Source organism: Alteromonas sp. BZK5 (assembly GCF_014349115.1).
GTDB lineage: Bacteria > Pseudomonadota > Gammaproteobacteria > Enterobacterales > Alteromonadaceae > Alteromonas > Alteromonas macleodii.
On record NZ_JACSOE010000020.1, the window covers coordinates 35,967 to 59,406 of the forward strand.

The window sequence follows — 23,440 nt, forward strand, 5'->3', positions numbered from 1 at the left end:
GTTCACTCACACCAAGAAGGTTTGCGTTTTTGAATGAAGGCTTGGGTTCCTTCCACCCCTTCTTCAGACGTCAGCGACTTAACAAATGCCGTAGCAGCGCCGTCAAGGATCTGTTCAAGTGGCGTGTTATTTAATGCTAATAACAAACGCTTAGTATTTGAGTTTGCTTGCGGTGCGCATTGTTTTATTCGGGCAATCTCTTTGTTTACCTGTTCGGAAATGGCGTTTGTTTGACAAACGCCATGCACTAAACCCAAGCGCAATGCCTGTTCGGCGTTTAGCTTTTCACCAGTAAGTGCCAATCTTTTTGTTTGATCGATCCCAATGCGGCTAGCCACAAATGGCGCTATTTGCGCGGGAATAACACCTAACCCTGTTTCAGGAAGTGCGAAAAAGGCGCTGTCACAGGCAATGGTTATATCTGCTACACAAGCTAAGCCAAAACCGCCGCCAAGTACCGCGCCTTCAACCACAGCAATGACTGGCTTGGCAGAGTGTTTTACTTGAGTAATCATGCGACCAAAACTACGATTGAAGTGCCAAATAGTGTCTTCTCGTTCAGATTCACTTAACGACGATAAATGCATGTCAGAAATATCGCCGCCAGCGCAAAAGTTGCCATGGCTTCCCTGTACTACGACGACCCGTAAATTATTCATATCTTCAACGCGTTCAAAACACTGCATAACCTCTTCAACCAATGTTAAATTCATGGCATTTTTCTTATGCGGGCGGTTAAATTGAATGTGCAATACGTTGTCAGTAAGCCGTGCGGTAATTTCTTTGAATACCATTGATTCTAAGTGGGGCATCCAGTTGTCCTCTTTAGTCAAATTGAGGCCTATAGCCTGCCTACGCCAAAGCTTGTAGAGTGAAGTTGCTTCGTTTTAGCGTGCTGGCAAATAGAAAGAACAAAAGCAACAATCGAGCGGGTATCTCTTGGATCTATAATGCCGTCATCCCACAAGCGAGCAGAATTAGCGAGGGCACGTGATTTAGCTTCCATTACAGAGACGGTATGTTGTTCTAGTGCGGTTAGCTTTTCCTCATCTACGCTGCCACTTCGCATCATTTTGGCGTGAGCAACGGTACGCAGCACACTACCAGCTTGGGCGGGGCCCATCACGGCGACGACTGAGCGGGGCCATGAAAACATAAAGTCAGGCTCAATGCCTCGTCCAGCCATGGCGTAGTTTCCTGCGCCGAATGAACCTGCCAGTACGATGCTAATCTTGGGAACAGTAGCATTGGTAACTGCTTGAATGAGTTTTGCGCCGTGCTTTATGATGCCTGCGCGTTCAGACTCTGTGCCCACCAAGAAGCCGGTGGTGTTGTGTAGAAACAACAAAGGAGTGCCAGCTTGTTCACACAACTGGATAAATTGTGCTGCTTTAGCTGCGCCTTTCGCAGTAATAGGCGCATTGTTGCCAATAACGCCACACGGTTGCCCTTCAATGGTGATGTATCCGCACACGGTGCCCATATCAAACTCGGGTTTAACGTCAACAAAATCCGATTGATCAGCGATACGGGCAATGACTTCACGCACATCAAATGGAGTCTTGGCGTCTTTAGGAACGATGCCAAGTAACTCATCTGAAGTATAAACAGGGGCAACATCGCTAGGTGTAGTAGCTTCGGAAAAATCCTTATTCCAGCTCAGCATTTGCGTAACTTCACGGGCAATGCGAATACCATCGGCATCGCTCTGAGCAATGAAATCTGCTACGCCAGAAACCTCACTGTGCATCTCTGCGCCACCTATTTCTTCGTCAGTGGCTATTTCTCCTGTTGCGGCTTTTAATAAAGGCGGACCTGCAAGGTACACCGTAGATTGATTGCGTATCATAATTACATAGTCTGACAGTCCAGGCTGATACGCACCGCCTGCTGTGGCACTGCCATGCACAACCGTTATTTGCGGAATACCTGCGGCCGACAAGCGAGCCTGCATAGCGAACCCCGCTGCAGAAAACCCAAACCAATCACCTAGCGAAGTAAGGTCGCCGCCACCACTTTGCGATAACGCTATTACCGGTAATTTTTGCTGAAGTGCAATGTGATACAAGCGCAGCCGCTTTTTGCTACCAAGTTCGGTTATGCTGCCACCTTTAGTGAGGTAGTCATCAACCATAACAATACTGCGAGTGTTAGCGACATAACCAATGCCGGCTATTACTCCGCCACCAGCGGCACTGCCGTCTTTGTCGCCTTCTTGCAGATACCCACATAATGTTGAAAGGGGAAGAAACGGCATGTTGGGGTCAAGCAATAAGGCGAGTCGATTGCGTGGTGACAGAAGCCCTTTTTCTTCGTAACGCGGTGCTTTTTCTTGCGCGTTTTGAATGACGTTTTGCTCGATAGTGCGAAATTCGGCAACGGCGTCTTCCATAGCGGCGTAATTGTTACTATAAGATGTACTTTTAACGTCAATATTAGACTGAAGAATGGCCATGACTTAGCTTCCTGCGTGCGCGGTCTGATGTTCCGCAGTGTGATTGAACAATGGCGTTGTGGCCGCTTTATTGTATTCCCCTTCAAGTTGTTCAATCAGGCTATGTACTGGAATCACTGAGCGAATTCCACTTACGCCATGCCCTGCGCTCCACATGTCTTTCCAAGCGTTACTGCCGCCTAAGTCTAAGTCGACATTTTCTTTACCCTCAATCGACGCCAAGTCTACGCCAGCTCGAGTTATAGAGGGCTTTAAGAAGTGACATTTGACGCCAGTGAAGGTGTCAGTAAACACAAGATCGTCTACGTTGGCGTTAACCAACATGGTTTTGTAATCAGGGTCTACTTCGGCTTCGTTCGTTGCTATAAAGCGTGTGCCCATATAGCTGTAATTAGCGCCTAAAATCTCTGCGGCTCTAATTCCGTAACCATCATTAATAGCGCCAGCAAGTACCAGTGGGCCTTGCCAAAACTCTCTCACTTCACGCAGAAGCGCGAAAGGGCTTACCTCTCCTGCGTGACCGCCAGCACCAGCGGCAACTAAGATTAGGCCGTCTGCGCCTGCTTCAATGGCTTTTCTCGCGTGGGCCACAGTTATTACGTCGTGAAAAACAATGCCCCCCCACTGATGGACTGCATCAATAACAGGTTTAGGATTACCTTGGCTGGTGATAACAAACGGAACTTTATGCTTTTTGACTATCTCGAAGTCGGCATGAAGGCGCTTGTTCGAGGCGTGCACCACCAGATTCACAGCATACGGCGCCACTTTAGCTGCTGGGTTAGCCTGTTTTTCTTCATCTAAGGCTGCGGTGATGGTGGTCAACCATTCATCTAAAGCTGTTTGAGTGCGAGTATTAAAAGCGGGAAAACTACCTACCACGCCATTTTTACACGTGTTAATCACTAAATTTGGGCTAGAAACTAAAAACATGGGGGCGCAAATTACGGGTAACCGCATATTCTTATTCAGCATTTCTTGAACGATGTTCTTCATAAAAATACGTCGCTATCTACGTTTAGGGAAAATGTCCATGTACTTTGCAATAATGCCGAGCATCATTTCGTCGCTACCGCCAGCGATGGATAATATTCGGGTATCGCGATATGCACGCGCAACAGGGTTGTCCCACATAAAACCCATACCGCCCCAATACTGAAGGCAGCCATCGGTAACCTGTCGCCACAGTCGGCCGCTTTTTAGTTTTGCTATTGACGCCAAGTAAGTGGCATCTTTTCCTTCAATATGGTCCTGACACGCCTGCCACGTTAGAGCGCGCAGAGCCTCAATTTCACTTTGCAGTTCAGCTAATTTGAAATGGACGGTTTGGTTGTTGATAACAGGCTGACCAAATGTGTGCCGGTCTTTTGCCCACTCGATGGTGTCGCTTATAATGCGTTCCATTCCTTTCAGCGCACTAGCTGCTGCATACATGCGTTCTTCTTGAAATTGCATCATTTGCATAGTGAAGCCTTTGTTTTCATCTCCAATTAAAAAGCGCTTTGGAACGCGCACATCATCGAAGAAAATTTGGCCAGTGTCGCTGGCGCGCATCCCCAGTTTGTTTAACGGCTTCGAAATAGTTATGCCTGGGGTGTTAAGGGGTACAACAATTAATGATTTATTAGCATGCACTTGACCGTCGCTTGTGTTTGCTAGCAGGCAAACCCAGTCTGCTTGGGTGGCATTCGTGATCCACATTTTTGTGCCGTTAATAATGAAGTCGTCACCATCTGTACGGGCTGAGGTTTTCAACCCTGCAACATCTGATCCCGCCCCTGGTTCACTCACTCCAATACATGCCACCATGTCGCCGGCAATAGCGGGCGCTAAAAATTCACGTTTTAGTTCATCACTGCCAAATCGCGCCAGGGCTGGGGTGGCCATATCGGTTTGAACGCCGATAGCCATAGGAATAGAACCGCCATACGCTCGGCCTATTTCTTCAGCAAATACCAGGTTGTAACTGTAATCTAAGCCAGCGCCGCCGTAAGCCTCAGGCTTTTGAATACCTAAAAGGCCCAAATTCCCCATCTTTTTAAACAAGCTGTGAAGGGGAGCAATGCCTTCGTGCTCCCATTCGTCAATGAAAGGATCCATCTCTTGATTTACAAAATCGTGAACGGTTTTTCTAAGCGAATTGTGCTCTTCAGTAAATTGCATTTTTCTATCTCTACGAAATTGTGACTGACTTCATAGTAATTTTGTGAGAATAATGTTAACAGTGTGAGTTGGGACAATAGATTGGCCAATCGGGCCAAAGTGGCGAGATCAAAATAGCGAGCTTGAACAGGGAAAGACCATGCTTGAACACGTAACCTTATATGCCAGCGAAAACACCATGGGGCTTAGCATGGGCTTAACCCATGACGTGCTGAAATTTGCTTCAGACCTTCAGCACAAACTGCTTGGAAACGGAATAACGGTGAAGTTAGTGACAATAGACGGTAATCCAACGACAACGTTTAGTGGCCTAGCGATTACTCCAGACTGTGCACTGGCTGATATTGATGAGACTGATTTGGTAATACTGCACAGTGTGTGGGGTGACATGGAACTATTACTGGCACAACAAGCCGCTCTATACCCAAAGCTACGGCAGTGGCATGGCAAAGGTATTCCAATAATGGCGGCAGCCACAGGCGCTTTTTTTCTCGCACAGGCAGGGCTGCTCAACGAGAGAATGGGCACTACTCACTGGCATAAGCAATCACACTTTGCGCGAGCTTTTCCCAAAGTAAACCTTAGGTCTGATAGATTCATTACTGCCACGGGCGAGCTGTATTGTTCTGCAGGGCTAAATGCTGCACTAGAAATAATTGTTTTTCTAATATCGCGTTTGTCGTGCAAAGCGGTGGGGGAGGCTATAGAGCAAGCGTTTCTGGTAGACTTTCGCCGTGGAGTAACGTCGGAAGCAACGTCGCTCAACCACCAAACCTATCACCAAGACGACGACATTTTAAATATTCAGCAGTGGTTAGAGATACACTTTGCAGAAAAAGTGACCATAGGTGAAATGGCGGCGCGCATAAATATGACTGAACGCACCTTTAAACGCAGGTTTAAAGAGGCTACGGGGGAAACTCCTCTTGGTTACATTCAACAGCTTAGAATAGAACAGGGGAAAGAGTTTCTGAAACACAGCGATAAGAGTGCAGAAGAAATTGCATGGGCAGTGGGGTATCAAGACCCAGGGCATTTTAATCGACTTTTTAAACGAACTTTTGGAATGAATGTTTCATGCTGGCGAGATACTTATCAGCAAACAACAAATAGGCGTTAACGTAGTTTTAGGGCGCTTGTTCAACAATTGGCGTTGAGCCGTTAATACCCCTATTAAACATGCTGCTGCGTGCTACAATAGGTGCAGAACAAACCACCTTAAAGCAGAGCCAAAACCTTGAGTATATTAGTTCGAAACTTACCAAAGACATTTACAAAAGAAAATCTTGAAGACTTGTTTTTCGAATTTGGCACCATAGCGTCGTGCGACTTGGTGATGAATGAGGCTTCTGGCTTATCGAAAGGCTTTGGTTTCGTAGAAATGAGCACGCAAGAAGAAACCGATAAAGCCATTGAAAAACTTAACGCCAAAGTTATCGACGGTAAGAAAATTCGTGTTAAGTGGTCAAATCAAGAGAAGAAGCAGGCTGAAGCGATAGCTAGTGCGCCAGCGCCCAAAAGAGACATTCCCGAAGATGTATGGGGAAGTGCTTCTCGCAATAACTCTGATCTTGAAAACGACGCCGAGTAATACCGAGGGAATATAATTGACAAGCGCTGACAACGAAGGTTGTCAGCGCTCAACCTTCATTTAACCAGATACGGTTGCTGTTTGTACTTGAGTATTGCGAGCAGTCATAACAATGGCCAGCCACACCAGTACACCACCACCGGCAAGCGCTAGGCCTACCCAACCCGTTGATGTATAGCCATAACCCGCTGACAGTGTCATTCCTGCCAACCAAGGGCCAAGTGCATTAGCGGTGTTAAAAGCCGCATGGTTCATGGCACCGGCTAAAGTCTGAGCCTCGCCAGCGACATCCATAAGCCTTGTTTGCAGCGGCACCACCATGCCACCACCGATACCAATGAAAAACAGTGATGCTGCCATTAAGTATGGATTCCCCATCGACGCAGCGTAAGCTGCAGCTGATAGGCCCAGTAAAACCTGAAACGTAATCGCTGACGTCAGTAGCCTGCCTTCAGAATAGCGGCCTGCAATAATATTGCCCAAGGTTACGCCTATGCCATAGATAAGCAATGTGGCCGAGATTCCCCACTCAGGTGATGAGGTTGTATTGAGGTAAGAGGCGCTGAAATAAGAATAAACTGAGAACATACCACCAAAGCCAATCGCGCCCATAAGTAGTACCAGCAGCACGTCTTTGTTTTTCAGAGCTTTAAGCTCGGTTAGCGGTTTGGCATCTGGATTAGGGCCGCGGTACGGTGCGGTTTTCCAAACCATTAATGCAGTAACTAACGCAAAGGCTGAAATAATAAAGAAGCCAGTTCGCCATCCGAACATTTGCCCAATACCACTAATTGACGGCACACCAATAATATTGGCAATAGCCAAGCCTAAAATGACGTTACTGACCGCTTGCGCCCGTTTATTTTTACCGGCAATGTCTGCAGCAAAGAGCATGGCAATGCCGAAGTAAGCGCCATGAGGAAGGCCAGCAATAAAACGCGCTATATTCATTGTCCATTCTGACCACGCTAGTGCTGTTAGCAAGTTTCCGCCAGCATAAAATACCATCATTGAAATAAGCATGGTGCGTCTTGCAAGCCTGGAAAAAAAGATAGTGATAAGCGGCGCGCCCACTACAACACCAATGGCATAAGCACTAATTGCGTGACCAGCGACATTTTCAGTAATGCCAAAATCTTCTGCAAAGTAAGGTAATAAACCCATTGCCGCAAATTCACTGCAACCAATCACAAAGGTTCCGAAAGCCAGCCAAAAGGTTATAGTGGCCAGTGAGTATTCACCCAACGCTGAGTGCTGCTCTGAATAGGCCTGCTTTGAAGAGGCTTGGTCAGAAAGAATCTTGTCAGTTTGATTCGTCATAAACGTCCTTTTGTTCATTGAGTTCAATCACGTACTTAGTGGCTGTTTGAGCGAGGGTCTGTTGAGCTTTGCTGTGCATTTTTACAATGTCTGTGTGTCATCAAAGATAAAAGACGCTCAGCAGACTAGCGCTTTGATGAAACGCAAAAACCGGCTCAACGGATTGTTTGCCGGTTCTCTTCGAATAGTCGCCGTTATCATCGAATATTTAGCAACCATCGGTAATATTTAGCAATGATCAACAGCCCACAGGTTCGTGCTTTTCGTATTCGTTTAATGCAAGAGATCGTAGCATCGCTCAGATAGCAAGTAACGGTAACTGATAAGGTTTCTTAATCAATTCAGCGATTTAAATGTAGTGCTTTTGTTAATAAATTACGTCGGACCTTTTGCGTTAGAAAGTCGAATGGGCGTTTAAGAAAATCGAAGGTGACTGTTTTCTGTGCACAAATATTGGTTACCTTTTAGTTCATCACTTTGTCATCTTTTAACATTTGTCACGTATTCCAGTCGTGGCGTGAGCACAACGCCGTATCCATACCCCCATTGAAAACAAACTTCTTGACTTTGAGGTGTTCTATATATAGAACGTTCTTTAAATAGAACAACATTAAGTTGGTAAGGTGTGAATCAATCAACGCTCAACATCCTCGGAAGGCATTTGCAGAAACTCAGGCAAGACAAAGGTGTCTCGCTGTCGCAATTGGCAGCAGGGGCAGGTATCGCTAAATCTAACCTTTCAAGATTAGAGCAGGGCAACGGCAATCCGACGCTAGACACCATTTGGCGGTTAGCTAAACAACTAGACGTTCCGTTCGGTCAGCTAGTTCAGCCTCTTAGCGCAAGCGTTGGAGAAAAGGGCGTAGAAGTTCGTTTAATTGAGCAAGGACAAGGTATCCCGAACGTTGATGCTTATTGGATGTCGGTTGCACCCAATACTTTTCGAGAGGCAGAAGCTCACGCCACAGGAACAGAAGAAACGATTACCGTTGTTAGCGGCTCTCTGGAAGCTGGGAATAGTGGAAATACTCAATGGCTGCATCCGGGTCAAAGTTTAGCATTTAACGCTGATTTGCCCCACGTATACAAAACGGGAGACGAGTGGGCGACATGTCTTATCACAATCGTTTATCACAAAGAGGCAAAGGAATGAGCCAACTTTCATCAAAAAGTGGACTTAAGCAAGGGGTTATTGACGGGTTACCTTTGTTAGGTGGTTACATTCCTGTAGCCATTTCATTTGGCGTGATCGCAGTTCAAGCCGGTTTTTCTACGCTGGAAGCCACGCTAATTTCCGTATTCATTTACGCAGGCGCGTCGCAGTTTCTTTTGGTAGCCATGGTGGCATCAGGTGCGCCACTTTGGCTAGCGGTTTGTATGACGTTATTAGTTAATATGCGTCATGTGGTTTATGCGCCCAACTTGGTGCCGTATTTACCGCAAAGTAAAGCTTGGCCCTATTTAATGCACGGCCTTACTGACCAGATTTTTGCGCTAGCCCATACTCGCTTGCCGCTAATGGACGATGCTAAAAAGGTAGATTGGTTTAAAGGTGTATCGATGGTGGCGTGGCTTAGCTGGATTGTAGGGACGGCGCTTGGCGGTATCGCAGGGGACTCCCTTACCCAACAATGGCCAATATTAGACAGCGTGATGCCCTTTGCCTTACCTGCACTTTTTCTTGTGCTACTCGCGCCTAAATTCTCAAGTAAACTGTGGAGCGCTACCTTGCTCATTACAATGACGGCGGCTCTCTTTTTGGCTCTCAGCACCTTTAAAAACGCTGCAATTCCATTGGCAGCACTATGCGGTGCGATAACCTTTTATCTTCTTACCTCGCACGTTGAAAGGAAGCAATCTCATGCACGTTGATATCTGGATAGCTATTGTTGTAGCGGCCATCGGGACATATGCATTACGCGTAGGCCCGTTGCTGTGGACTCAGCGTCACTTTAATAAACACAAGGCCAACAACACTGAGGCGCGTTTACCTACGTGGCTAAGCGTGTTAGGGCCGTTGATGATTGCCGCTATGTTAGGAGCGTCACTTATTCCAAAAGCACCGTCAGCGGCGAGTTGGATTGCAACCGCAATAGGCACTGTTGTCACTATGCTTGTTTGGCGCAAATTCAAAAGCTTAGGGCTGCCAGTGTTTTGCGGCGTGCTTTCTTTTGGTGTGGCTTTTGGTATCGCTTTGGTTTAGCGTTGGGCGCAGATGTTAAGTTGCTGGGCTAAGACTTATTCTTACCCAAGGCTTTCTCGCCCCAAATTTCTTCCAAGCGCTGGTCACGCCCACAGTTCCATCGGTAGAACTTATAGCGAACGGGACTTTTTTTATAAAAATCTTGATGGCCAATTTCGTCGCCTTTTATCGGATAAAAGGTAGAAGCATCGAGTATGGGCGTTACCACCTTTTTATTGGGAAATTGGGCTACCACGTCAGCTTTTGTTTTTTCTGCTATAGCACGTTCTTTATCGTTTGCTACAAAGATGGCGCTTAAGTAACTGGGTCCCTTATCACAAAACTGACCTCGGTCATCGAAAGGGTCAATGTTCACCCAAAAATGATCGAGAATATCATTATAAGAAAGCATATCGCCGTCGTAGGTGATCTTTACCGCCTCAAAGTGTCCCTTGTGATTGCCATTATAAGTCGGATTTGGCGCGCTTCCGCCAGTGAACCCCGACACCACATCAGTAACCCCGTCTAGCTTTTCAAAATCAGACTCCATGCACCAAAAGCAGCCCCCAGCTAGAATGGCCTCGTCGGCACTTGTTGATGGCGTAAAAAACGAAGCGCTCAACGCTGTGCTAATAAAAACTGCAGAAAGTGTTAATTTCATCATTCACCTTTTATGTGTTGGTTTAACGTTGTAGCGACCTTCGCGTTTAATTCGTCAGACCCCAGTTTGCGAAGATATACGGTTAACAAATAAAGAACGGTTTCAGCTGAAATTAATTTCATCGCGGTGCAGCGAGTTAATTCCATTTTTGTTTTACAAGCGTACATTTTTTCTAAGCGCACATTGCGAAGCTTGAGGCTTTGCGCGAAAGCATAGGTACTGAAAAAGACTAGGAGGAGGTAAGTAAAATTTTCATCTCACCCTGTAGTCTTCTTTCAAAAAGGGAACTGTCTCTGATTCCATCATTTACAAGATGATGCTGTAAAGCCGCTATGACAAGGGATAGAGCGATTTCTTATGATCGGCAGAGCACTTGCATCTTATCCAACTACATGAAAATCAGTTTAGTTAAAATGAAAGGAAAGATGATATGTCAATAGTCAAATCAGGTAGTGCAGTTTACAAACCGCTAGGTAAAAAGGGAAAGGGGAGCATTTCTACACAAACCGGTGCTTTATCGAACCAGCCTTATGGTTTTAACACGCGGTTTGAAGATGGAAAGGGAACCAACCCCGAGGAATTAATTGGTGCGGCGCATGCGAGTTGCTTCACCATGGCACTTTCTTTTGCGCTTTCAGACGCGGGATACGATAACGGCGAGTTAAATACCACTGCAAAAATCAGTTTAGAGAAAAACGATGACGGCTTTGAAATAACTCAATCGGCACTAAGCTTAGATGCTGAGGTTGAAGGGATTACCGAAGATGAGTTTGAGAAAATTGCACAGGAAGCAAAAGAAAATTGCCCTGTATCTCAACTTCTTAATGCCAACATCACATTGGAATACCGATTGAATATCGAATAAGGGACAAAGGTTATTACTATCCTTATCGAAAGATAGGACTCGCTTTGTTAGACAAGACCAGGCAAGTTGTTTTTATCAAGTGAACTATAAAAAAGCGGCTTTTGAAGCCGCTTTTCTGTATAAGATCGTTGATTTTATAACATGAGGTAGCGTTAGTTTATTTCCCAATTACGCCACATGCTACGCGGTCACCACCGCCACCTAACTTTTTAGGTGAATCAGAGTAATTGTCGCCACCTGCGTGAATCATTAAAGCGCGGCCTTCAATATCATCTAACTCAAGCTCTGGTGCAAAGATAGGCTGGGTTGCGTTTCCATTTTCATCAACATAAAGCACGGGTAGATCACCCTCGTGACCCTTTTCAGACCAAGGAGCACGGTGTTTACCGGTATCTTCTGGATCGAAATGGCCGCCCGCTGCGCCGCCCAACACTTTTTTTCCATCTGTCATTGCTGGTGAACAATCACCATTTTGATGAACATGAAAACCATGAATGCCCGGGGTTAACCCTGACAGATTTGGCGTAAATACTACACCGTCATCATCATAACTGCTCACCACTACTGAGCCCATGCTCATCCCTGTTTCCAGGTTATTCATTATCACTTCTTTTCCATCACTATCATGATGACCTGCGAAACTGCTCGCACTTAACATTAATGTCAGTGAACCTGCTAAGGTAGATAATAAACGTTTCTTCATCGTGTTCTCCTTCACTCAATTATTAACGAATTTGTTAAAAGCATTGAAGTGAGATGAGCATAAAGTGAACCATTGTGGCGCATAACTCAGGGATACTACGAAAGACTAGGAATACTAGGGCGTTGAAGCGACAACCGAGTTGTGTGTTAGCGCATAGCTACTGGCATTTACGGAAATCATTATATTGGTTACGTGAAAAAGTTACCGACCATTACCTTATCTTTTTGGCTTTTCCTTATTATTTTCACTATTTTTGAAGGTAGCCTCTTTATATAGTCTTTGGATATGGAGCCTCTCCATAAGTAGGCGGTACTGTCATACAGAAGTTACAGTGTTAAAACTCAGTAACAATATGGCAGTAGCACTTTTTTCCTATTCGACTTACAGTTAGCTCACATTACATAAGCAAGGGCATAGGTATGTATACACTTTACGGATATCCGAAAACTCGCTCGGTTCGCGTGGCATGGGCACTGGAAGAGCTAGGTTTACCTTTTGAGTACAGCTTAGTTGACTTAAAACAGGGGCAACACCTGTCAGAAGGATTTAAAGCCATCAGTCCTGCCTCTAAAATCCCAGCGCTTTCGACGCCAGAAGGTACCTTGACGGAATCGGCGGCTATCGTCACTTTTTTAGCTGAACGTCACGGCATGCATGAATTCATTCCAGAGCCTGGTAGCTTCGAGCGAGCCAAATATGAAGAAATGATGTTGTTTCTCACCAATGAGTTAGAGCAACCGATTTGGAATTTGGCAAAGCACACCTTTGCACTACCCAAAGAGCAAAGACTTGAACAAATGCGTGATGTAGCGGTGTGGGAGTTTAAGCGCGTGTTGCCAGTATTTTCTTCTATGCTGGGCGATAAAGAATTTGTATGCGGCACCATGTTTACCATGGCCGACATAATAGCAGGTCATATTTTGGCGTGGGCAAAAGGTAGCAAGCTAGATATCACGCTAGACGGTAAAACAGACAATGTATCCGCGTACGCACAACGTGTGTTAGGTCGTGAAGCGTATGAGAGGGCGTGGCGAAAAGAGATGGATCATTTGCCTGAATAAACAGTGCATCCTGAAAAACCTTAAATGAATAGATACCGTGTGAAGATGTGGCTAATTAAGTAAACGTTGAATTGCATTGTACAGCCGGTATGCCTGATATCAGGCGTCAGGTACGCATTATTAGGTTTAAATGCGCTTGTCACGCGGTATATAGAATCAAGAAAACACATAACGACAGCGCTTTTTTTTGCGAAATATAAGCAAAAACAGCGAAGAAATAACAAGGGAACAAAAAATGAAAGCATTCAAAACACTACTTGTAAGTAGTGCAGTAACCATGGCACTGGGCCTTAGCTCAGCAGTGGCACATGAACACGGCAACGCAAATGTGCAGAGTTCATCAAAAAGTACTTCAGTGTCAAAAGAAGCGTCTGAGCACGAAAAACTTTTTGCGTTATTTGCAGCCGCTGACCAGCGTGATATTGAGCTAAACCCAATCATGGCCATTTTTCGCGGCGACATGCGTTACGCAGACAGAATGGGCGACTTCTTAACAGACTCTCACGCTTTAGCGGGAAAAACAGCGACATTGCTAAACTTGTCAGAGCTTAAACAAATTGACCGCAGTAAGTTAAGCGACACCGATAAACTCGCCTACGACGTATTTAAATACAACGAAGAGCGCTCGCTAAAAATGTCTACCGACGAGATTGAAGCGCTAACGGAAGTGCGTCCTGTTAATCACTTCAGTGGGTTCCACACCTTCTACCCGACCTTCGCGAGCGGAAAGGGCGCAGCGCCATTTAAAACAGTAGAAGATTACGAAAATAACTTATCTCGCCATAAGGATTACATTGCTATTTCTGACCGCGCTATCGGAAAGTTCCGCGAGGGCATGGAAAGCGGTGTTCTTGAAACTAAGCTGACTATCGATCGCGTGATCAAGCAGTTCGATACTCAGCTGGCTATACCAATTAAAGAGTCACAGTTTTGGGGGCCAATTACCATGTTCCCAGAAAGTTTCTCTGACGAAGAAAAAGCCCGTTTAACCGCTGACTACGAGAAAGCGACGCAAGAGATTTACGATGCAACCACGCGTATGCGCGACTTCCTTCGCGATGAGTATTTGCCTGTTGCCCGTGAAAGCATTGGCCTTAGCGATATGAAAGGTGGTGCAAAGCTTTATCAATTGATGGTGGAAGGTTCAACCACACTACCAATGACGCCTGATGAACTGCATAACCTTGGTTTAAAAGAAGTTAAGCGTATCAAAAATGACATGCTTGAAATTAAGGACGAAGTGAAGTTTGAAGGGACATTAAACGAATTCTTCGACTATGTACGTACCGATCCTAAGTTCAAGCCTGAAAGCCGTGAAGCGCTAACACAGAGCTATTACGATATTGGCCGTGAAGTTGATGAGAAAATTGATCAGTACTTTTCACTATTGCCGAAGTCTGAGTTAGAAATCAAACCCTACGACCCTGCTATCGAGCAATTCAGTGCGGGTGGCTCATATCAGCCGGGCACACCAGATGGCTCTCGTCCAGGTACTTTCTACTTTAATGCCTACGATTTGCCTAGCCGCTTAACCACTGGAAACGTCACCTTGTACCTACACGAAGGTGCTCCAGGTCACCATTTCCAAGTGAGTCTAGCGCAAGAAAATGAAGCGCTACCTTCATTCATGCGCTTTAGCTTCCTACCAGCCTTCGGTGAAGGTTGGGCGCTGTATTCTGAAACGCTAGGATATGAAATGGGGTTCTTTGACGATCCATGGAATCGTTATGGCACGCTTCAAGATGAGCAGTTGCGCGCCATGCGTTTGGTGGTAGACACAGGTATTCACGCGAAAGGTTGGACCCGCGAACAAGCCATCGACTTTATGCTTGATAACTCAGGCATGACCCGCACAGAAGTTGTTGCCGAGGTAGAGCGTTATATTGCGATCCCGTCGCAAGCGCTATCTTACAAAGTGGGCGCGCTTAAAATTCAAGAATTGCGCGCGCGCGCGGAGAAGGCATTAGGTGATGATTTCGATATCCGTGAGTTCCACGCACAAGTGTTAAACACGGGCGGCATTCCACTTGCTATTCTTGAGCAGAAAATTGATCGCTGGATCGCTAGTCAAAAAAGTTAAGGAATAATATTTTTATTTAAACTTTTTACAGCGCAATCAGCGTTAGGTTAAGAGCAGTAAGACGCCGATATTTGACGTAAAGCCAGTAATATTCAGTTTTACTGGCTTTTTTCTTTTTGCGACTAATGGCAGTGATATTGTTCAAAAGCTTCACTAGAGTATTAATTGGTATAAGTGAACAATGGTTACGAAATTTAAGGGAGAATAAAGTGGAGTTAGGGCTATTTTCGTTAAGTTTAACGGTTAAAGACATCAGCAAGTCGAAGACGTTTTATGAGGCCTTGGGCTTTGAAGCCATGCCTTCATGCGGCTCGGTGGAAGATAAATGGTTAATGATGAAAAATGGCACCACCATGATTGGGTTATTCGAAGGGATGTTTGAAGATAACATTATGACCTTCAACCCAAATGATGTTAGGGCACTTCAGGCAAATCTAGTTGAACAAGGCATCGCTTTAGACGTGCCTGTGAAAGGCGATAGCGGCCCCGGGCATCTAATTGTTAAAGACCCGGACGGCAACGCTATCATGTTCGATCAGTTTTAAATTCGCGCTGCCAGTTCAGCGCCTTGACGGATAGCGCGTTTAGCATCAAGTTCAGCCGCTACGTCAGCACCGCCGATAATGTGCACGGTAAATCCTGCCTCTTCTAGAGGTTGTTGCAGAGGCTTAAATGGCTCCTGGCCAGCACATACAATGACGTTATCGACAGGCAATACTTTGGGGGTGTCGTTAATCAGCACGTGCAGGCCTTCATCGTCTACTTTCTCGTAGCTCACACCATTTATCATTTGAACATTGTGGTGTTTCAACGATTGCCTATGGATCCAGCCCGTAGTTTTGCCCAGCCCTTTACCTACTTTAGACGTTTTACGTTGTAGCAGATACACTTCCCGCTCAGAAGGCTCTATGGCTTTTTCTTTTAGTGCGCCAGGAGCAGAATAATCTTTATCTATACCCCAGTGCGCTAGCCACTTTTCTTTATCTTTGGCTAGATTTTCGTGTTCTACCAGGAATTCCGCTACATCAAAACCAATGCCGCCAGCGCCAACAATAGCCACTTTCTTGCCTACTGGCTTGTGGTCGCGCAATACGTCTAAATAACTCATCACTTTAGGGTGGTCGTGCCCTTCAATTGTAAGCGTACGAGGATTAATACCGGTGGCTAGCACCACTTCATCAAACCCCTTGTTTGAAAGGCTCTCTATGTTTACTTGGGTGTTAAGGTGAACCGTAACGCCGAGGCGAGCTAATTGATTGTCAAAGTAGCGTAGGGTTTCGTAAAACTCTTCTTTACCCGGCACTTGCTTGGCGTAATTAAATTGACCGCCAATTTCACTGGCTTTATCAAATAGATGTACCTCGTGACCGCGCTCTGCGGCATACATGGAAAACGCCAAACCCGCAGGCCCTGCACCTACTACCGCTAGTTTTTTCTTATTGTGAGTAGGGATAAAGGTAAGTTCGGTCTCGTAGCACGCTTGTGGGTTTACCGAGCAACTTGCACGCTTTTGTTCAAACGCATGGTCTAGGCAAGCCTGGTTACAGGCAATACACGTGTTGATTAGCTTAGACTCATTGCGCATAGCCTTCGCTACAAAGTGAGCGTCAGCCAAGAAAGGTCGCGCCATCGATACCATATCAGCATGGCCTTGTGCGAGTACCGATTCTGCAACTTCAGGCGTATTGATACGGTTAGTGGTAATAAGAGGGATAGACACCTCTTTTTTCATGCGTTCGGTTATCCAGGTAAACGCCGCGCGAGGCACCGATGTGGAAATAGTAGGTACCCGCGCTTCGTGCCATCCAATGCCGGTATTAATTAGCGTAGCGCCTGCTTTTTCGATTTCTTTGGCTAAATATACAACCTCGTCCCACTTAGCGCCGCCTTCGACTAAGTCCAGCATAGACAGGCGATAAATAATAATGAAGTTAGTGCCCACTTTCTCGCGTACACCTTTTACTATTTCTATTGCCAGACGAGCCCTATTTTCTAAGCTGCCACCCCATTCATCATTTCTATGATTGGTGCGTTCACAGAAAAACTGATTAATGAGGTAGCCTTCAGAACCCATAATTTCCACGCCGTCATAGCCTGCTTGCTGGGCAAGGGCTGCACATTTCACGTAGTCTTTAATTGTGCTTCTTACGCCACGTGATGACAATTCGCGAGGCTTAAAAGGGGTAATAGGCGACTTCATAGGTGAAGCCGAAACAGCAAGTGGGTGATAACCGTAACGGCCTGAATGCAATATTTGCATGCAAATTTTGCCGTTTTCCTTATGCACAGCATCGGTAATAACACGGTGCTTTTTCGCGTGGCGAGAGCGGGTCATTCTGCCAGCAAAGGGCGCTACCCAACCTGAAATATTAGGGCTAATACCACCTGTTACGATTAGCCCCGCACCACCTTTTGCTCGCTCAGCGTAAAACGCAGCAAGTTTGTCAAATCCGCCTTTCTCTTCTTCCAAACCTAAATGCATTGAACCCATTAGGGTACGGTTGCGAAGTTGAGTAAAGCCCAAATCTAACGGAGCTAATAAGTTAGGGAAGTAAGGTGAGAGTTGTTCTGAATTGTGGGCAGACTGCGGTGTAGCTGTCTGAGATACGGTCTGAGACGAGGGCGTATTCATAATTGTTCTCTTTTTATTTGCTATGAAGGCAGTTAGTGCATGTCGCTCTTTGCTGCGGCGCAGTGCTCAACTGTTCCTCGTGATTTAAGTGCTATGGTTACACATAATCCGAACACACTAACTTGCCCGACCAGTTGCTTTGATTATTTACCACCACATTCAATTGGTAAAGTGCAGTTACCCTATTTTTAACATAATAAAAAAGCGAGATACCGGGCTAACGGATATCTCGCTTCGTTAATCACTGCTTTTCATCACAAGCATGAATGCGTTACAGGTGAGCGCTTACTTACGATATTGGCATTATTAAAGCAGTGCTCGCCTTATAAATTACTCGTCAACGTACATTTTTTGCTGAAACTTCAGCGTTTGTTTGCTGCTACCTTTTTGAACGTCAATCTCAAACCTAAAGGTTTCCTGATCGCGAAATGGCAGCACGGCAAGGTAATAGATAGCATCACCTTCTTCCACCTTTTTGAAAGTCAGCTTACGCGAGTTACCTAACAGATTCTTAGCCGTACCTGTGACATCTGCCCGTTGCGCTTCACCGGAAACTTTGTCTAACACCGAAATGTTAACCAACGCATTAAACTTACTTCTCACAATGCCGTAGCTAGCCGCCACTTCAGGTGTGAGAAATGGCGTACTCACCACCATATAGTGAACATCCCATTCACCAAGCGTTTGCTTCTGCTCGGCAAATGCGGAAACGCTTAAGCATGACATAGCCATCACAAGAAGTGCTACGTAAGCTTTTTTGATTTGATTTATTCTACCCATGATAGAAACTACCTCTGCCTTCATCTTATTTTCAATTCTTACCCATTACAGCTTGTTTTGCTCTATGAACCAAACTGCAAGACCAATGCTTTCCCTAACAGTGTCTTGAACTGAGATTAGTTACATAGGGAAAGTGTCTTGGATCAGAAGCTGTAAAAACTGTAATGCAATGATGGCAATAAGCACTGATAAGTCCAACCCGCCCAATGGTGGAATGACTTTGCGTATTGGCGCTAAAAACGGCTCGGTTAGTTGATACAGAACATAGTCAACCGGAGACTGACCTTGTGACACCCAGCTCAAAATAGCGCGTAGTAGCAACACCCAGAACATTAACGACAGGGTTTCTTTTATCACGCCAATCACTGATAAAATCGCAATGCCGACTGGGTTTAGACTACCGCCAAACATTAACCCTAGGGTTATTAGCTTAAGCGCGCATACCGCTACCGCTAAAACAAAAGTAGCGGTGTCGAACCTGCCGATTGACGGAATAATACGGCGCAACGGCCCCACGATAGGGTGGGTTGCTTTTACTACAAATTGACTGAGTGGATTATAAAAATCTGCCTGAACCATTTGTAACCAAAGGCGCAGAATAACCACCATCAAATAAAGGCTAAATAAGGTATCAACCAAAAATACCGTTGCGTTCATGTTGTGTTTTTCCTAAAACGTTATAGCTGTTTTGCCATTTCTTCAGCACGTGCTACGGCGGCGCGCATCGACTTGCTGACAATATCTTTTAAACCTTCATTAATGAAAGTGTTAACGGCTTCTGCGGTAGTGCCGCCCTTAGACGTAACTTGGGCACGAAGCTCGCTTAATTCAAGGTCTGGGTTGTTACAAACCATTTCGGCTGCGCCTAACATGGCTTGTTGGACCATTAAGCGAGATTGCGCTTTGTCAAAGCCCATGTTCATGGCTTCTTCCTGCATATTTTGTAAGAACAAGAAGAAATAAGCTGGGCTGCTGCCCGCTGCGGCGATAACACCGTTAATACCCTCTTCTTTATCTACCCAAACGGTTTCGCCAACGCTGTTCATTACATCGTCAACGTATTGCCTGTCTGACCCAGAAACCGTGTCGTCGGCATACATCCCAGACATGCCTTTGCCTAACAAGCTCGGGGTGTTTGGCATAATACGAACAACAGGGTATTCACCACCTAGCATTTCTTGCAATCTGGCTACCGGCAGCCCAGCTGCAATGCTCATAAACAACTTGTCCGATAGGTCGTTGTTTTTTTGAAGCTCGCCGCACATTTCGCCCATTATTTGTGGTTTTACCGCAAGCACTATGGCATCAGCGAATTGGCAGGCTTCATCGTTAGATTGTGTGGTGTGAATACCAAACTCGGCCTTCAGGCCGTCTAACTTTGGTGTGGAAGGGTTTGCCGCAAGGATGTTTTCTTTTGCGTACCCAGATTTGATAAGACCACTGATGATGCTGCGGCTCATGTTACCCGCGCCAATAAATGCTAATTTTTTCTGTTGCATGTAAATCCTATTTGTTGGTTGCGTTTAAGTCTGTGTAGCGAGGCGAAGCGCTACCCGTTGGGTTAGCGTGCTAGTTTCGCTTACCGAAAATAGCGGTGCCGATGCGCACCATAGTCGACCCGTGTTGAATCGCTTCTGTCATATCACTACTCATTCCTACGGATAGGGTATCAAAATTGCTCAATGATGTATGGTAGTGGTCGAATAATTCTTTTAGCTTAGACAGTGTGGCGCGCTGCTGTTCTTCACTAGGATCTGCTTTGGGAATGGCCATTAGTCCACGCAAGGTCAGGTGCTTTTGAGAGTTAATAAACTCCACTAGCGCATCTAATTCACTTAGGGCTACCCCTGACTTACTCTCTTCGTCATCAATATTAACCTGAATGCACACGTTTAACGGCGGCATTGAGTCAGGTCGCTGTTCGTTTAAGCGGCGGGCAATTTTTTCTCTGTCTACAGACTGAACCCAATCAAAGTGTTCGGCGACTACCTTGGTTTTATTCGACTGAATTGGACCAATCATGTGCCACTCTATATCGCTTAAGTGAGAAAGTTCCTGAACCTTTTCAACACCTTCCTGCACGTAATTTTCGCCGAACATACGTTGTCCTGCTTCATACGCTTCCATAATATCTGATACGGGTTTTGTTTTGCTAACCGCTAGCAATTTAACGGAATTTGGTGGACGATGTGCACTGGTAGCGGCTTGGTCTATTCCTTTTCGTGCGGAATCTAGTCTTTCTGCTATTGTTTGCATTATTCACCTTGTTTTGGAGAAGTGGTTGTGGATATTACCGAACTTTTGGCTTTCAGTGTTAAGAATAACGCCTCAGATTTACACTTATCAGCGGGCCTACCACCAATAATTCGTGTAGATGGCGAAATGCGTAAACTGAACGTGCCAGCCCTCGATCACAAGCAAGTACATGGTCTCGTTTATGAGATTATGAATGACATGCAGCGCAAAGAATACGAAGAAAACCTGGAAACCGATTTTTCTTTCGAAGTTAATGGCTTGTCGCGCTTTCGTGTTAACGCGTTTGTGCAAAACCGAGGCGCCGCGGCAGTATTACGTACTATCCCCAGTAAAGTGTTAACCTTAGACGACCTTGGCGCGCCTGAAATTTTCAAGGAAATTATAAATCAGCCTACTGGCATTGTACTTGTGACAGGTGCCACCGGCTCGGGTAAAAGTACCACGCTTGCGGCCATGGTCGACCATATCAACACCCACAAGCGTGAACATATTCTTACCATTGAAGACCCTATCGAATTCGTGCACGACAACAAGCTTAGCTTGGTAAACCAGCGGGAAGTACACCGCGATACGCACTCGTTTAATAACGCACTGCGCTCGGCGCTTCGTGAAGACCCAGACGTAATTCTAGTCGGTGAGCTACGTGACTTAGAAACCATACGCCTTGCCATTTCAGCTGCCGAAACCGGCCATTTAGTATTCGGCACTCTTCACACCAACTCTGCACCAAAAACCATTGACCGTATTATCGATGTTTTCCCGGCAGAAGAAAAAGCCATGGTGCGTTCTATGTTGTCGGAATCATTGCGTGCGGTTATTTCACAGACACTGCTTAAGAAAGTAGGCGGGGGCCGAGTTGCGGCTCATGAAATCATGGTGGGGATCCCCGCTATTCGTAACCTTATTCGAGAAGATAAAGTGCCGCAAATGTACTCGGTTATTCAAACGGGTCAGGCTCACGGTATGCAAACCATGGATCAGTGTCTTCAGCGCTTAGTGGCGATGGGGGTTATTACCAAACAAGACGCCGCAGCAAAGTCAGTTGATAAACAGTCGATGAACAGTTTCTAGAGGCCAATATGTTAGATTCACTACTACAAAAAATGGTCGATACCAACGCATCGGATTTATTCGTCACGGCGGGGTTTCCGGTAAGTGCCAAAATTAACGGCAAACTTACGCCAGTGACGGAAAGCGCGACCTCGGAAGAGGCATCGCTGGCGCTGGTTCACGAAGCGATGACTGAAAAACAGCAGAATGAGTTTCACACGACCAAAGAATGTAATTTCGCCATAGTACGAGAGGGCATTGGTCGTTTCCGCTGCTCTGCATTTTGGCAGCGTGACCAAGCGGGCATGGTGATTCGCCGCATCGTTACTCAAATTCCGAAAGCTGATGATTTGGGTCTGCCGCGAGTATTAAAAGAAATTATTATGGCTAAACGCGGTCTTGTTCTATTTGTAGGTGGAACAGGCACGGGTAAGTCCACGTCACTGGCTGCGCTTATTGGGCATAGAAATGAAAATTCGCACGGGCATATACTGACTATTGAAGACCCCATTGAATTTGTGCACGAGCATAAAAACTGTGTTATTACCCAGCGCGAGGTGGGCATAGATACTCAGTCTTTCGACGACGCCCTTAAAAGTTCGCTACGTCAGGCACCTGATGTCATTCTTATTGGTGAAATTCGTTCAATGGAAACCATGGAATATGCCATGTCGTTTGCTGATACAGGGCATTTGTGTGTGGCTACGCTGCACGCTAACAACGCGAACCAAGCTATTGAACGTATTATGCATTTAGCGCCGAAAGATCAGCACGATAAGTTGCGCTTTGACTTAAGCTTAAACATCCGCGCCATTGTTGCGCAGCAACTAGTACCTACGCCAGACGGCAAGGGTAGGGTTGCGGCAATAGAAATACTGCTTAATTCGCCGCTAGTGCGCGACCTAATACAGCGCAATGAAATAGGCGCGTTAAAAGAAGCAATGAAAAAAGGCAAAGAGCAGGGCATGCAGAGCTTTGATATGGCGCTGTATGATTTGTACAAAGCGGGTAAGATTGATATGGACCAAGCGCTGCACCACGCCGACTCGCCTAATGACCTGCGCTTAATGATCAAGCTTGATACCAGCGACGGTTCTAGCTTAGGTACACTGTCAAATGTATCTATTGATATGGATGACTAATTGCTTTCGCTTTATGCTGAAATCCCTTTAGGGGGAGCTGCATTTGAAACGCTTACTGAAATAAAGCAGTAGAGAGACACGTTTTTCTCGTATGATGAGCAGCCCACGGGCTGCTTTTGTGTTTAACAAGAGGGTAGCCATTGAAAAAACTCTTCACTTCACAAGACGCTTTTGAACTTCAAGCGGTTCGCAGCGAGCTTGACGCTTTATCTATTCCTTATATGGTAAAAAATGAGTTTGCTAGTGGCGCAATCGGAGAGCTGCCCTGGCAAGATTCTCAGCAGGAAGTGTGGCTTGTTGACGATAGCTGGTATGCAAGAGCGTCGAAAGTTATTGAGCCCTTCATTCAGAAATCAAACGATAAGGCATTATCTAGTGAAGACTGGATTTGTGGTGAGTGCAGTGAACAAAACGGCGCTGCTTTTGATGTCTGCTGGCAGTGTGGGGCAGAAAAGAAATAGCAGCAAGAGCTAGCAGCATACAAAGGTCAACAGACCCT

General features: G+C 45.8%; 24 protein-coding genes. 12 read left to right on the forward strand and 12 right to left on the reverse strand.

Annotated elements, in window-relative coordinates; all coding sequences use genetic code 11:
* Positions 1–2: 2 nt before the first annotated feature.
* From BIZ39_RS08100 to BIZ39_RS08115, 4 genes are read right to left on the reverse strand one after another with little or no spacing between them, the layout of a single operon-like run.
* Positions 3–812: an enoyl-CoA hydratase/isomerase family protein gene (locus tag BIZ39_RS08100; RefSeq protein ID WP_187446772.1), complete on the reverse strand. Its 810-nt coding sequence runs from the start codon at positions 810–812 to the stop codon at positions 3–5.
* 29 nt (positions 813–841) lie between these two features.
* A complete protein-coding gene (locus BIZ39_RS08105; RefSeq protein ID WP_187446773.1) occupies positions 842–2,455 on the reverse strand; it encodes an acyl-CoA carboxylase subunit beta in 1,614 nt (537 codons plus the stop codon).
* 3 nt (positions 2,456–2,458) lie between these two features.
* Entirely contained in the window at positions 2,459–3,451 is a 993-nt protein-coding gene (locus BIZ39_RS08110) for an NAD(P)H-dependent flavin oxidoreductase (protein WP_187446774.1), read from the reverse strand.
* 12 nt (positions 3,452–3,463) lie between these two features.
* Positions 3,464–4,618, reverse strand: coding sequence for an acyl-CoA dehydrogenase family protein (locus tag BIZ39_RS08115; protein ID WP_069944795.1), 1,155 nt, complete (start codon positions 4,616–4,618; stop codon positions 3,464–3,466).
* Between the two features lie 139 nt (positions 4,619–4,757).
* Between BIZ39_RS08115 and BIZ39_RS08120 the strand changes: the two genes are divergently transcribed.
* Both BIZ39_RS08120 and BIZ39_RS08125 read left to right on the forward strand, forming a co-directional pair.
* Positions 4,758–5,738 carry a GlxA family transcriptional regulator gene (locus BIZ39_RS08120; RefSeq protein ID WP_187446775.1) on the forward strand — a complete coding sequence of 327 codons (981 nt, stop codon included), beginning with the start codon at positions 4,758–4,760 and terminating at the stop codon, positions 5,736–5,738.
* A gap of 117 nt (positions 5,739–5,855) precedes the next feature.
* A complete protein-coding gene (locus tag BIZ39_RS08125; protein WP_187446776.1) occupies positions 5,856–6,209 on the forward strand; it encodes an RNA recognition motif domain-containing protein in 354 nt (117 codons plus the stop codon).
* A 60-nt stretch (positions 6,210–6,269) separates the two neighbouring features.
* Here BIZ39_RS08125 and BIZ39_RS08130 read toward each other — a convergent pair whose 3' ends face one another.
* Positions 6,270–7,529 (reverse strand): MFS transporter, encoded by a 1,260-nt coding sequence (locus BIZ39_RS08130; RefSeq protein ID WP_039232054.1) that lies wholly within the window; start codon positions 7,527–7,529, stop codon positions 6,270–6,272.
* A 661-nt stretch (positions 7,530–8,190) separates the two neighbouring features.
* Between BIZ39_RS08130 and BIZ39_RS08135 the strand changes: the two genes are divergently transcribed.
* The 3 genes from BIZ39_RS08135 to BIZ39_RS08145 are packed head-to-tail and all read left to right on the forward strand — an operon-like array spanning position 8,191 to position 9,732.
* Entirely contained in the window at positions 8,191–8,682 is a 492-nt protein-coding gene (locus tag BIZ39_RS08135; RefSeq protein WP_080589203.1) for a helix-turn-helix domain-containing protein, read from the forward strand.
* Positions 8,679–9,401, forward strand: a complete 723-nt coding sequence (locus BIZ39_RS08140; RefSeq protein WP_187446777.1) for an AzlC family ABC transporter permease — start codon at positions 8,679–8,681, stop codon at positions 9,399–9,401. The genes BIZ39_RS08135 and BIZ39_RS08140 overlap by 4 nt, the downstream gene beginning before the upstream one ends.
* Positions 9,391–9,732, forward strand: a complete 342-nt coding sequence (locus tag BIZ39_RS08145; protein WP_187446778.1) for an AzlD domain-containing protein — start codon at positions 9,391–9,393, stop codon at positions 9,730–9,732. The genes BIZ39_RS08140 and BIZ39_RS08145 overlap by 11 nt, the downstream gene beginning before the upstream one ends.
* A gap of 28 nt (positions 9,733–9,760) precedes the next feature.
* Here BIZ39_RS08145 and msrA read toward each other — a convergent pair whose 3' ends face one another.
* Positions 9,761–10,372: a peptide-methionine (S)-S-oxide reductase MsrA gene (gene msrA, locus BIZ39_RS08150; protein WP_049586029.1), complete on the reverse strand. Its 612-nt coding sequence runs from the start codon at positions 10,370–10,372 to the stop codon at positions 9,761–9,763.
* Between the two features lie 430 nt (positions 10,373–10,802).
* Here msrA and BIZ39_RS08155 point away from each other — a divergent pair, with 430 nt between their 5' ends.
* Positions 10,803–11,237, forward strand: coding sequence for an OsmC family protein (locus BIZ39_RS08155; RefSeq protein WP_187446779.1), 435 nt, complete (start codon positions 10,803–10,805; stop codon positions 11,235–11,237).
* 157 nt (positions 11,238–11,394) lie between these two features.
* Here BIZ39_RS08155 and sodC read toward each other — a convergent pair whose 3' ends face one another.
* Complete coding sequence (sodC, locus tag BIZ39_RS08160) at positions 11,395–11,940, reverse strand: superoxide dismutase family protein (protein WP_039226322.1); 546 nt, start codon at positions 11,938–11,940, stop codon at positions 11,395–11,397.
* A 419-nt stretch (positions 11,941–12,359) separates the two neighbouring features.
* Between sodC and BIZ39_RS08165 the strand changes: the two genes are divergently transcribed.
* From BIZ39_RS08165 to BIZ39_RS08175, 3 genes are all read left to right on the forward strand, one after another.
* Positions 12,360–13,001 carry a glutathione S-transferase family protein gene (locus BIZ39_RS08165; RefSeq protein WP_069944780.1) on the forward strand — a complete coding sequence of 214 codons (642 nt, stop codon included), beginning with the start codon at positions 12,360–12,362 and terminating at the stop codon, positions 12,999–13,001.
* 235 nt (positions 13,002–13,236) lie between these two features.
* A complete protein-coding gene (locus BIZ39_RS08170) occupies positions 13,237–15,081 on the forward strand; it encodes a DUF885 domain-containing protein (protein ID WP_039232067.1) in 1,845 nt (614 codons plus the stop codon).
* Between the two features lie 209 nt (positions 15,082–15,290).
* Positions 15,291–15,626 carry a VOC family protein gene (locus tag BIZ39_RS08175; RefSeq protein WP_187446780.1) on the forward strand — a complete coding sequence of 112 codons (336 nt, stop codon included), beginning with the start codon at positions 15,291–15,293 and terminating at the stop codon, positions 15,624–15,626.
* Here BIZ39_RS08175 and BIZ39_RS08180 read toward each other — a convergent pair.
* The 5 genes from BIZ39_RS08180 to BIZ39_RS08200 form a co-directional block, all read right to left on the reverse strand.
* Entirely contained in the window at positions 15,623–17,713 is a 2,091-nt protein-coding gene (locus BIZ39_RS08180) for an NADPH-dependent 2,4-dienoyl-CoA reductase (protein WP_187446781.1), read from the reverse strand. The two genes, BIZ39_RS08175 and BIZ39_RS08180, sit on opposite strands and share 4 nt — an antisense overlap.
* A 330-nt stretch (positions 17,714–18,043) precedes the next feature.
* Complete coding sequence (locus BIZ39_RS08185; protein WP_039227913.1) at positions 18,044–18,517, reverse strand: DUF4426 domain-containing protein; 474 nt, start codon at positions 18,515–18,517, stop codon at positions 18,044–18,046.
* A 96-nt stretch (positions 18,518–18,613) separates the two neighbouring features.
* The gene (locus tag BIZ39_RS08190) at positions 18,614–19,150 is read right to left on the reverse strand and encodes a YggT family protein (RefSeq protein ID WP_014950467.1); all 537 of its coding nucleotides are present in this window, start codon (positions 19,148–19,150) and stop codon (positions 18,614–18,616) included.
* A 20-nt stretch (positions 19,151–19,170) separates the two neighbouring features.
* The gene (gene proC / locus BIZ39_RS08195) at positions 19,171–19,992 is read right to left on the reverse strand and encodes a pyrroline-5-carboxylate reductase (RefSeq protein ID WP_061095731.1); all 822 of its coding nucleotides are present in this window, start codon (positions 19,990–19,992) and stop codon (positions 19,171–19,173) included.
* A 70-nt stretch (positions 19,993–20,062) separates the two neighbouring features.
* Positions 20,063–20,749 (reverse strand): YggS family pyridoxal phosphate-dependent enzyme, encoded by a 687-nt coding sequence (locus tag BIZ39_RS08200; protein WP_039227916.1) that lies wholly within the window; start codon positions 20,747–20,749, stop codon positions 20,063–20,065.
* A 27-nt stretch (positions 20,750–20,776) separates the two neighbouring features.
* Between BIZ39_RS08200 and BIZ39_RS08205 the strand changes: the two genes are divergently transcribed.
* The 3 genes from BIZ39_RS08205 to BIZ39_RS08215 all read left to right on the forward strand — a co-directional run bounded on the left by BIZ39_RS08205 (position 20,777) and on the right by BIZ39_RS08215 (position 23,402).
* Positions 20,777–21,820: a type IV pilus twitching motility protein PilT gene (locus BIZ39_RS08205; protein ID WP_014950464.1), complete on the forward strand. Its 1,044-nt coding sequence runs from the start codon at positions 20,777–20,779 to the stop codon at positions 21,818–21,820.
* 8 nt (positions 21,821–21,828) lie between these two features.
* Complete coding sequence (locus BIZ39_RS08210) at positions 21,829–22,941, forward strand: PilT/PilU family type 4a pilus ATPase (protein ID WP_014977241.1); 1,113 nt, start codon at positions 21,829–21,831, stop codon at positions 22,939–22,941.
* Between the two features lie 140 nt (positions 22,942–23,081).
* Positions 23,082–23,402, forward strand: a complete 321-nt coding sequence (locus BIZ39_RS08215) for a DUF2007 domain-containing protein (RefSeq protein WP_187446782.1) — start codon at positions 23,082–23,084, stop codon at positions 23,400–23,402.
* Positions 23,403–23,440 lie beyond the last annotated feature (38 nt).

Excerpts from the sequence above, each read along its gene's own strand:
- sodC (WP_039226322.1), bottom strand. The coding sequence starts at position 11,940 with ATGAAGAAACGTTTATTATCTACCTTAGCAGGTTCACTGACATTAATG.
- BIZ39_RS08155 (WP_187446779.1), top strand. The coding sequence starts at position 10,803 with ATGTCAATAGTCAAATCAGGTAGTGCAGTTTACAAACCGCTAGGTAAA.
- BIZ39_RS08105 (WP_187446773.1), bottom strand. The coding sequence starts at position 2,455 with ATGGCCATTCTTCAGTCTAATATTGACGTTAAAAGTACATCTTATAGT.
- BIZ39_RS08165 (WP_069944780.1), top strand. The coding sequence starts at position 12,360 with ATGTATACACTTTACGGATATCCGAAAACTCGCTCGGTTCGCGTGGCA.
- BIZ39_RS08200 (WP_039227916.1), bottom strand. The coding sequence starts at position 20,749 with ATGCAAACAATAGCAGAAAGACTAGATTCCGCACGAAAAGGAATAGAC.
- BIZ39_RS08170 (WP_039232067.1), top strand. The coding sequence starts at position 13,237 with ATGAAAGCATTCAAAACACTACTTGTAAGTAGTGCAGTAACCATGGCA.
- BIZ39_RS08185 (WP_039227913.1), bottom strand. The coding sequence starts at position 18,517 with ATGAAGGCAGAGGTAGTTTCTATCATGGGTAGAATAAATCAAATCAAA.
- BIZ39_RS08190 (WP_014950467.1), bottom strand. The coding sequence starts at position 19,150 with ATGAACGCAACGGTATTTTTGGTTGATACCTTATTTAGCCTTTATTTG.
- BIZ39_RS08120 (WP_187446775.1), top strand. The coding sequence starts at position 4,758 with ATGCTTGAACACGTAACCTTATATGCCAGCGAAAACACCATGGGGCTT.
- BIZ39_RS08130 (WP_039232054.1), bottom strand. The coding sequence starts at position 7,529 with ATGACGAATCAAACTGACAAGATTCTTTCTGACCAAGCCTCTTCAAAG.
- BIZ39_RS08100 (WP_187446772.1), bottom strand. The coding sequence starts at position 812 with ATGCCCCACTTAGAATCAATGGTATTCAAAGAAATTACCGCACGGCTT.
- BIZ39_RS08180 (WP_187446781.1), bottom strand. The coding sequence starts at position 17,713 with ATGAATACGCCCTCGTCTCAGACCGTATCTCAGACAGCTACACCGCAG.
- proC (WP_061095731.1), bottom strand. The coding sequence starts at position 19,992 with ATGCAACAGAAAAAATTAGCATTTATTGGCGCGGGTAACATGAGCCGC.
- msrA (WP_049586029.1), bottom strand. The coding sequence starts at position 10,372 with ATGAAATTAACACTTTCTGCAGTTTTTATTAGCACAGCGTTGAGCGCT.
- BIZ39_RS08145 (WP_187446778.1), top strand. The coding sequence starts at position 9,391 with ATGCACGTTGATATCTGGATAGCTATTGTTGTAGCGGCCATCGGGACA.
- BIZ39_RS08115 (WP_069944795.1), bottom strand. The coding sequence starts at position 4,618 with ATGCAATTTACTGAAGAGCACAATTCGCTTAGAAAAACCGTTCACGAT.
- BIZ39_RS08110 (WP_187446774.1), bottom strand. The coding sequence starts at position 3,451 with ATGAAGAACATCGTTCAAGAAATGCTGAATAAGAATATGCGGTTACCC.
- BIZ39_RS08140 (WP_187446777.1), top strand. The coding sequence starts at position 8,679 with ATGAGCCAACTTTCATCAAAAAGTGGACTTAAGCAAGGGGTTATTGAC.
- BIZ39_RS08210 (WP_014977241.1), top strand. The coding sequence starts at position 21,829 with ATGTTAGATTCACTACTACAAAAAATGGTCGATACCAACGCATCGGAT.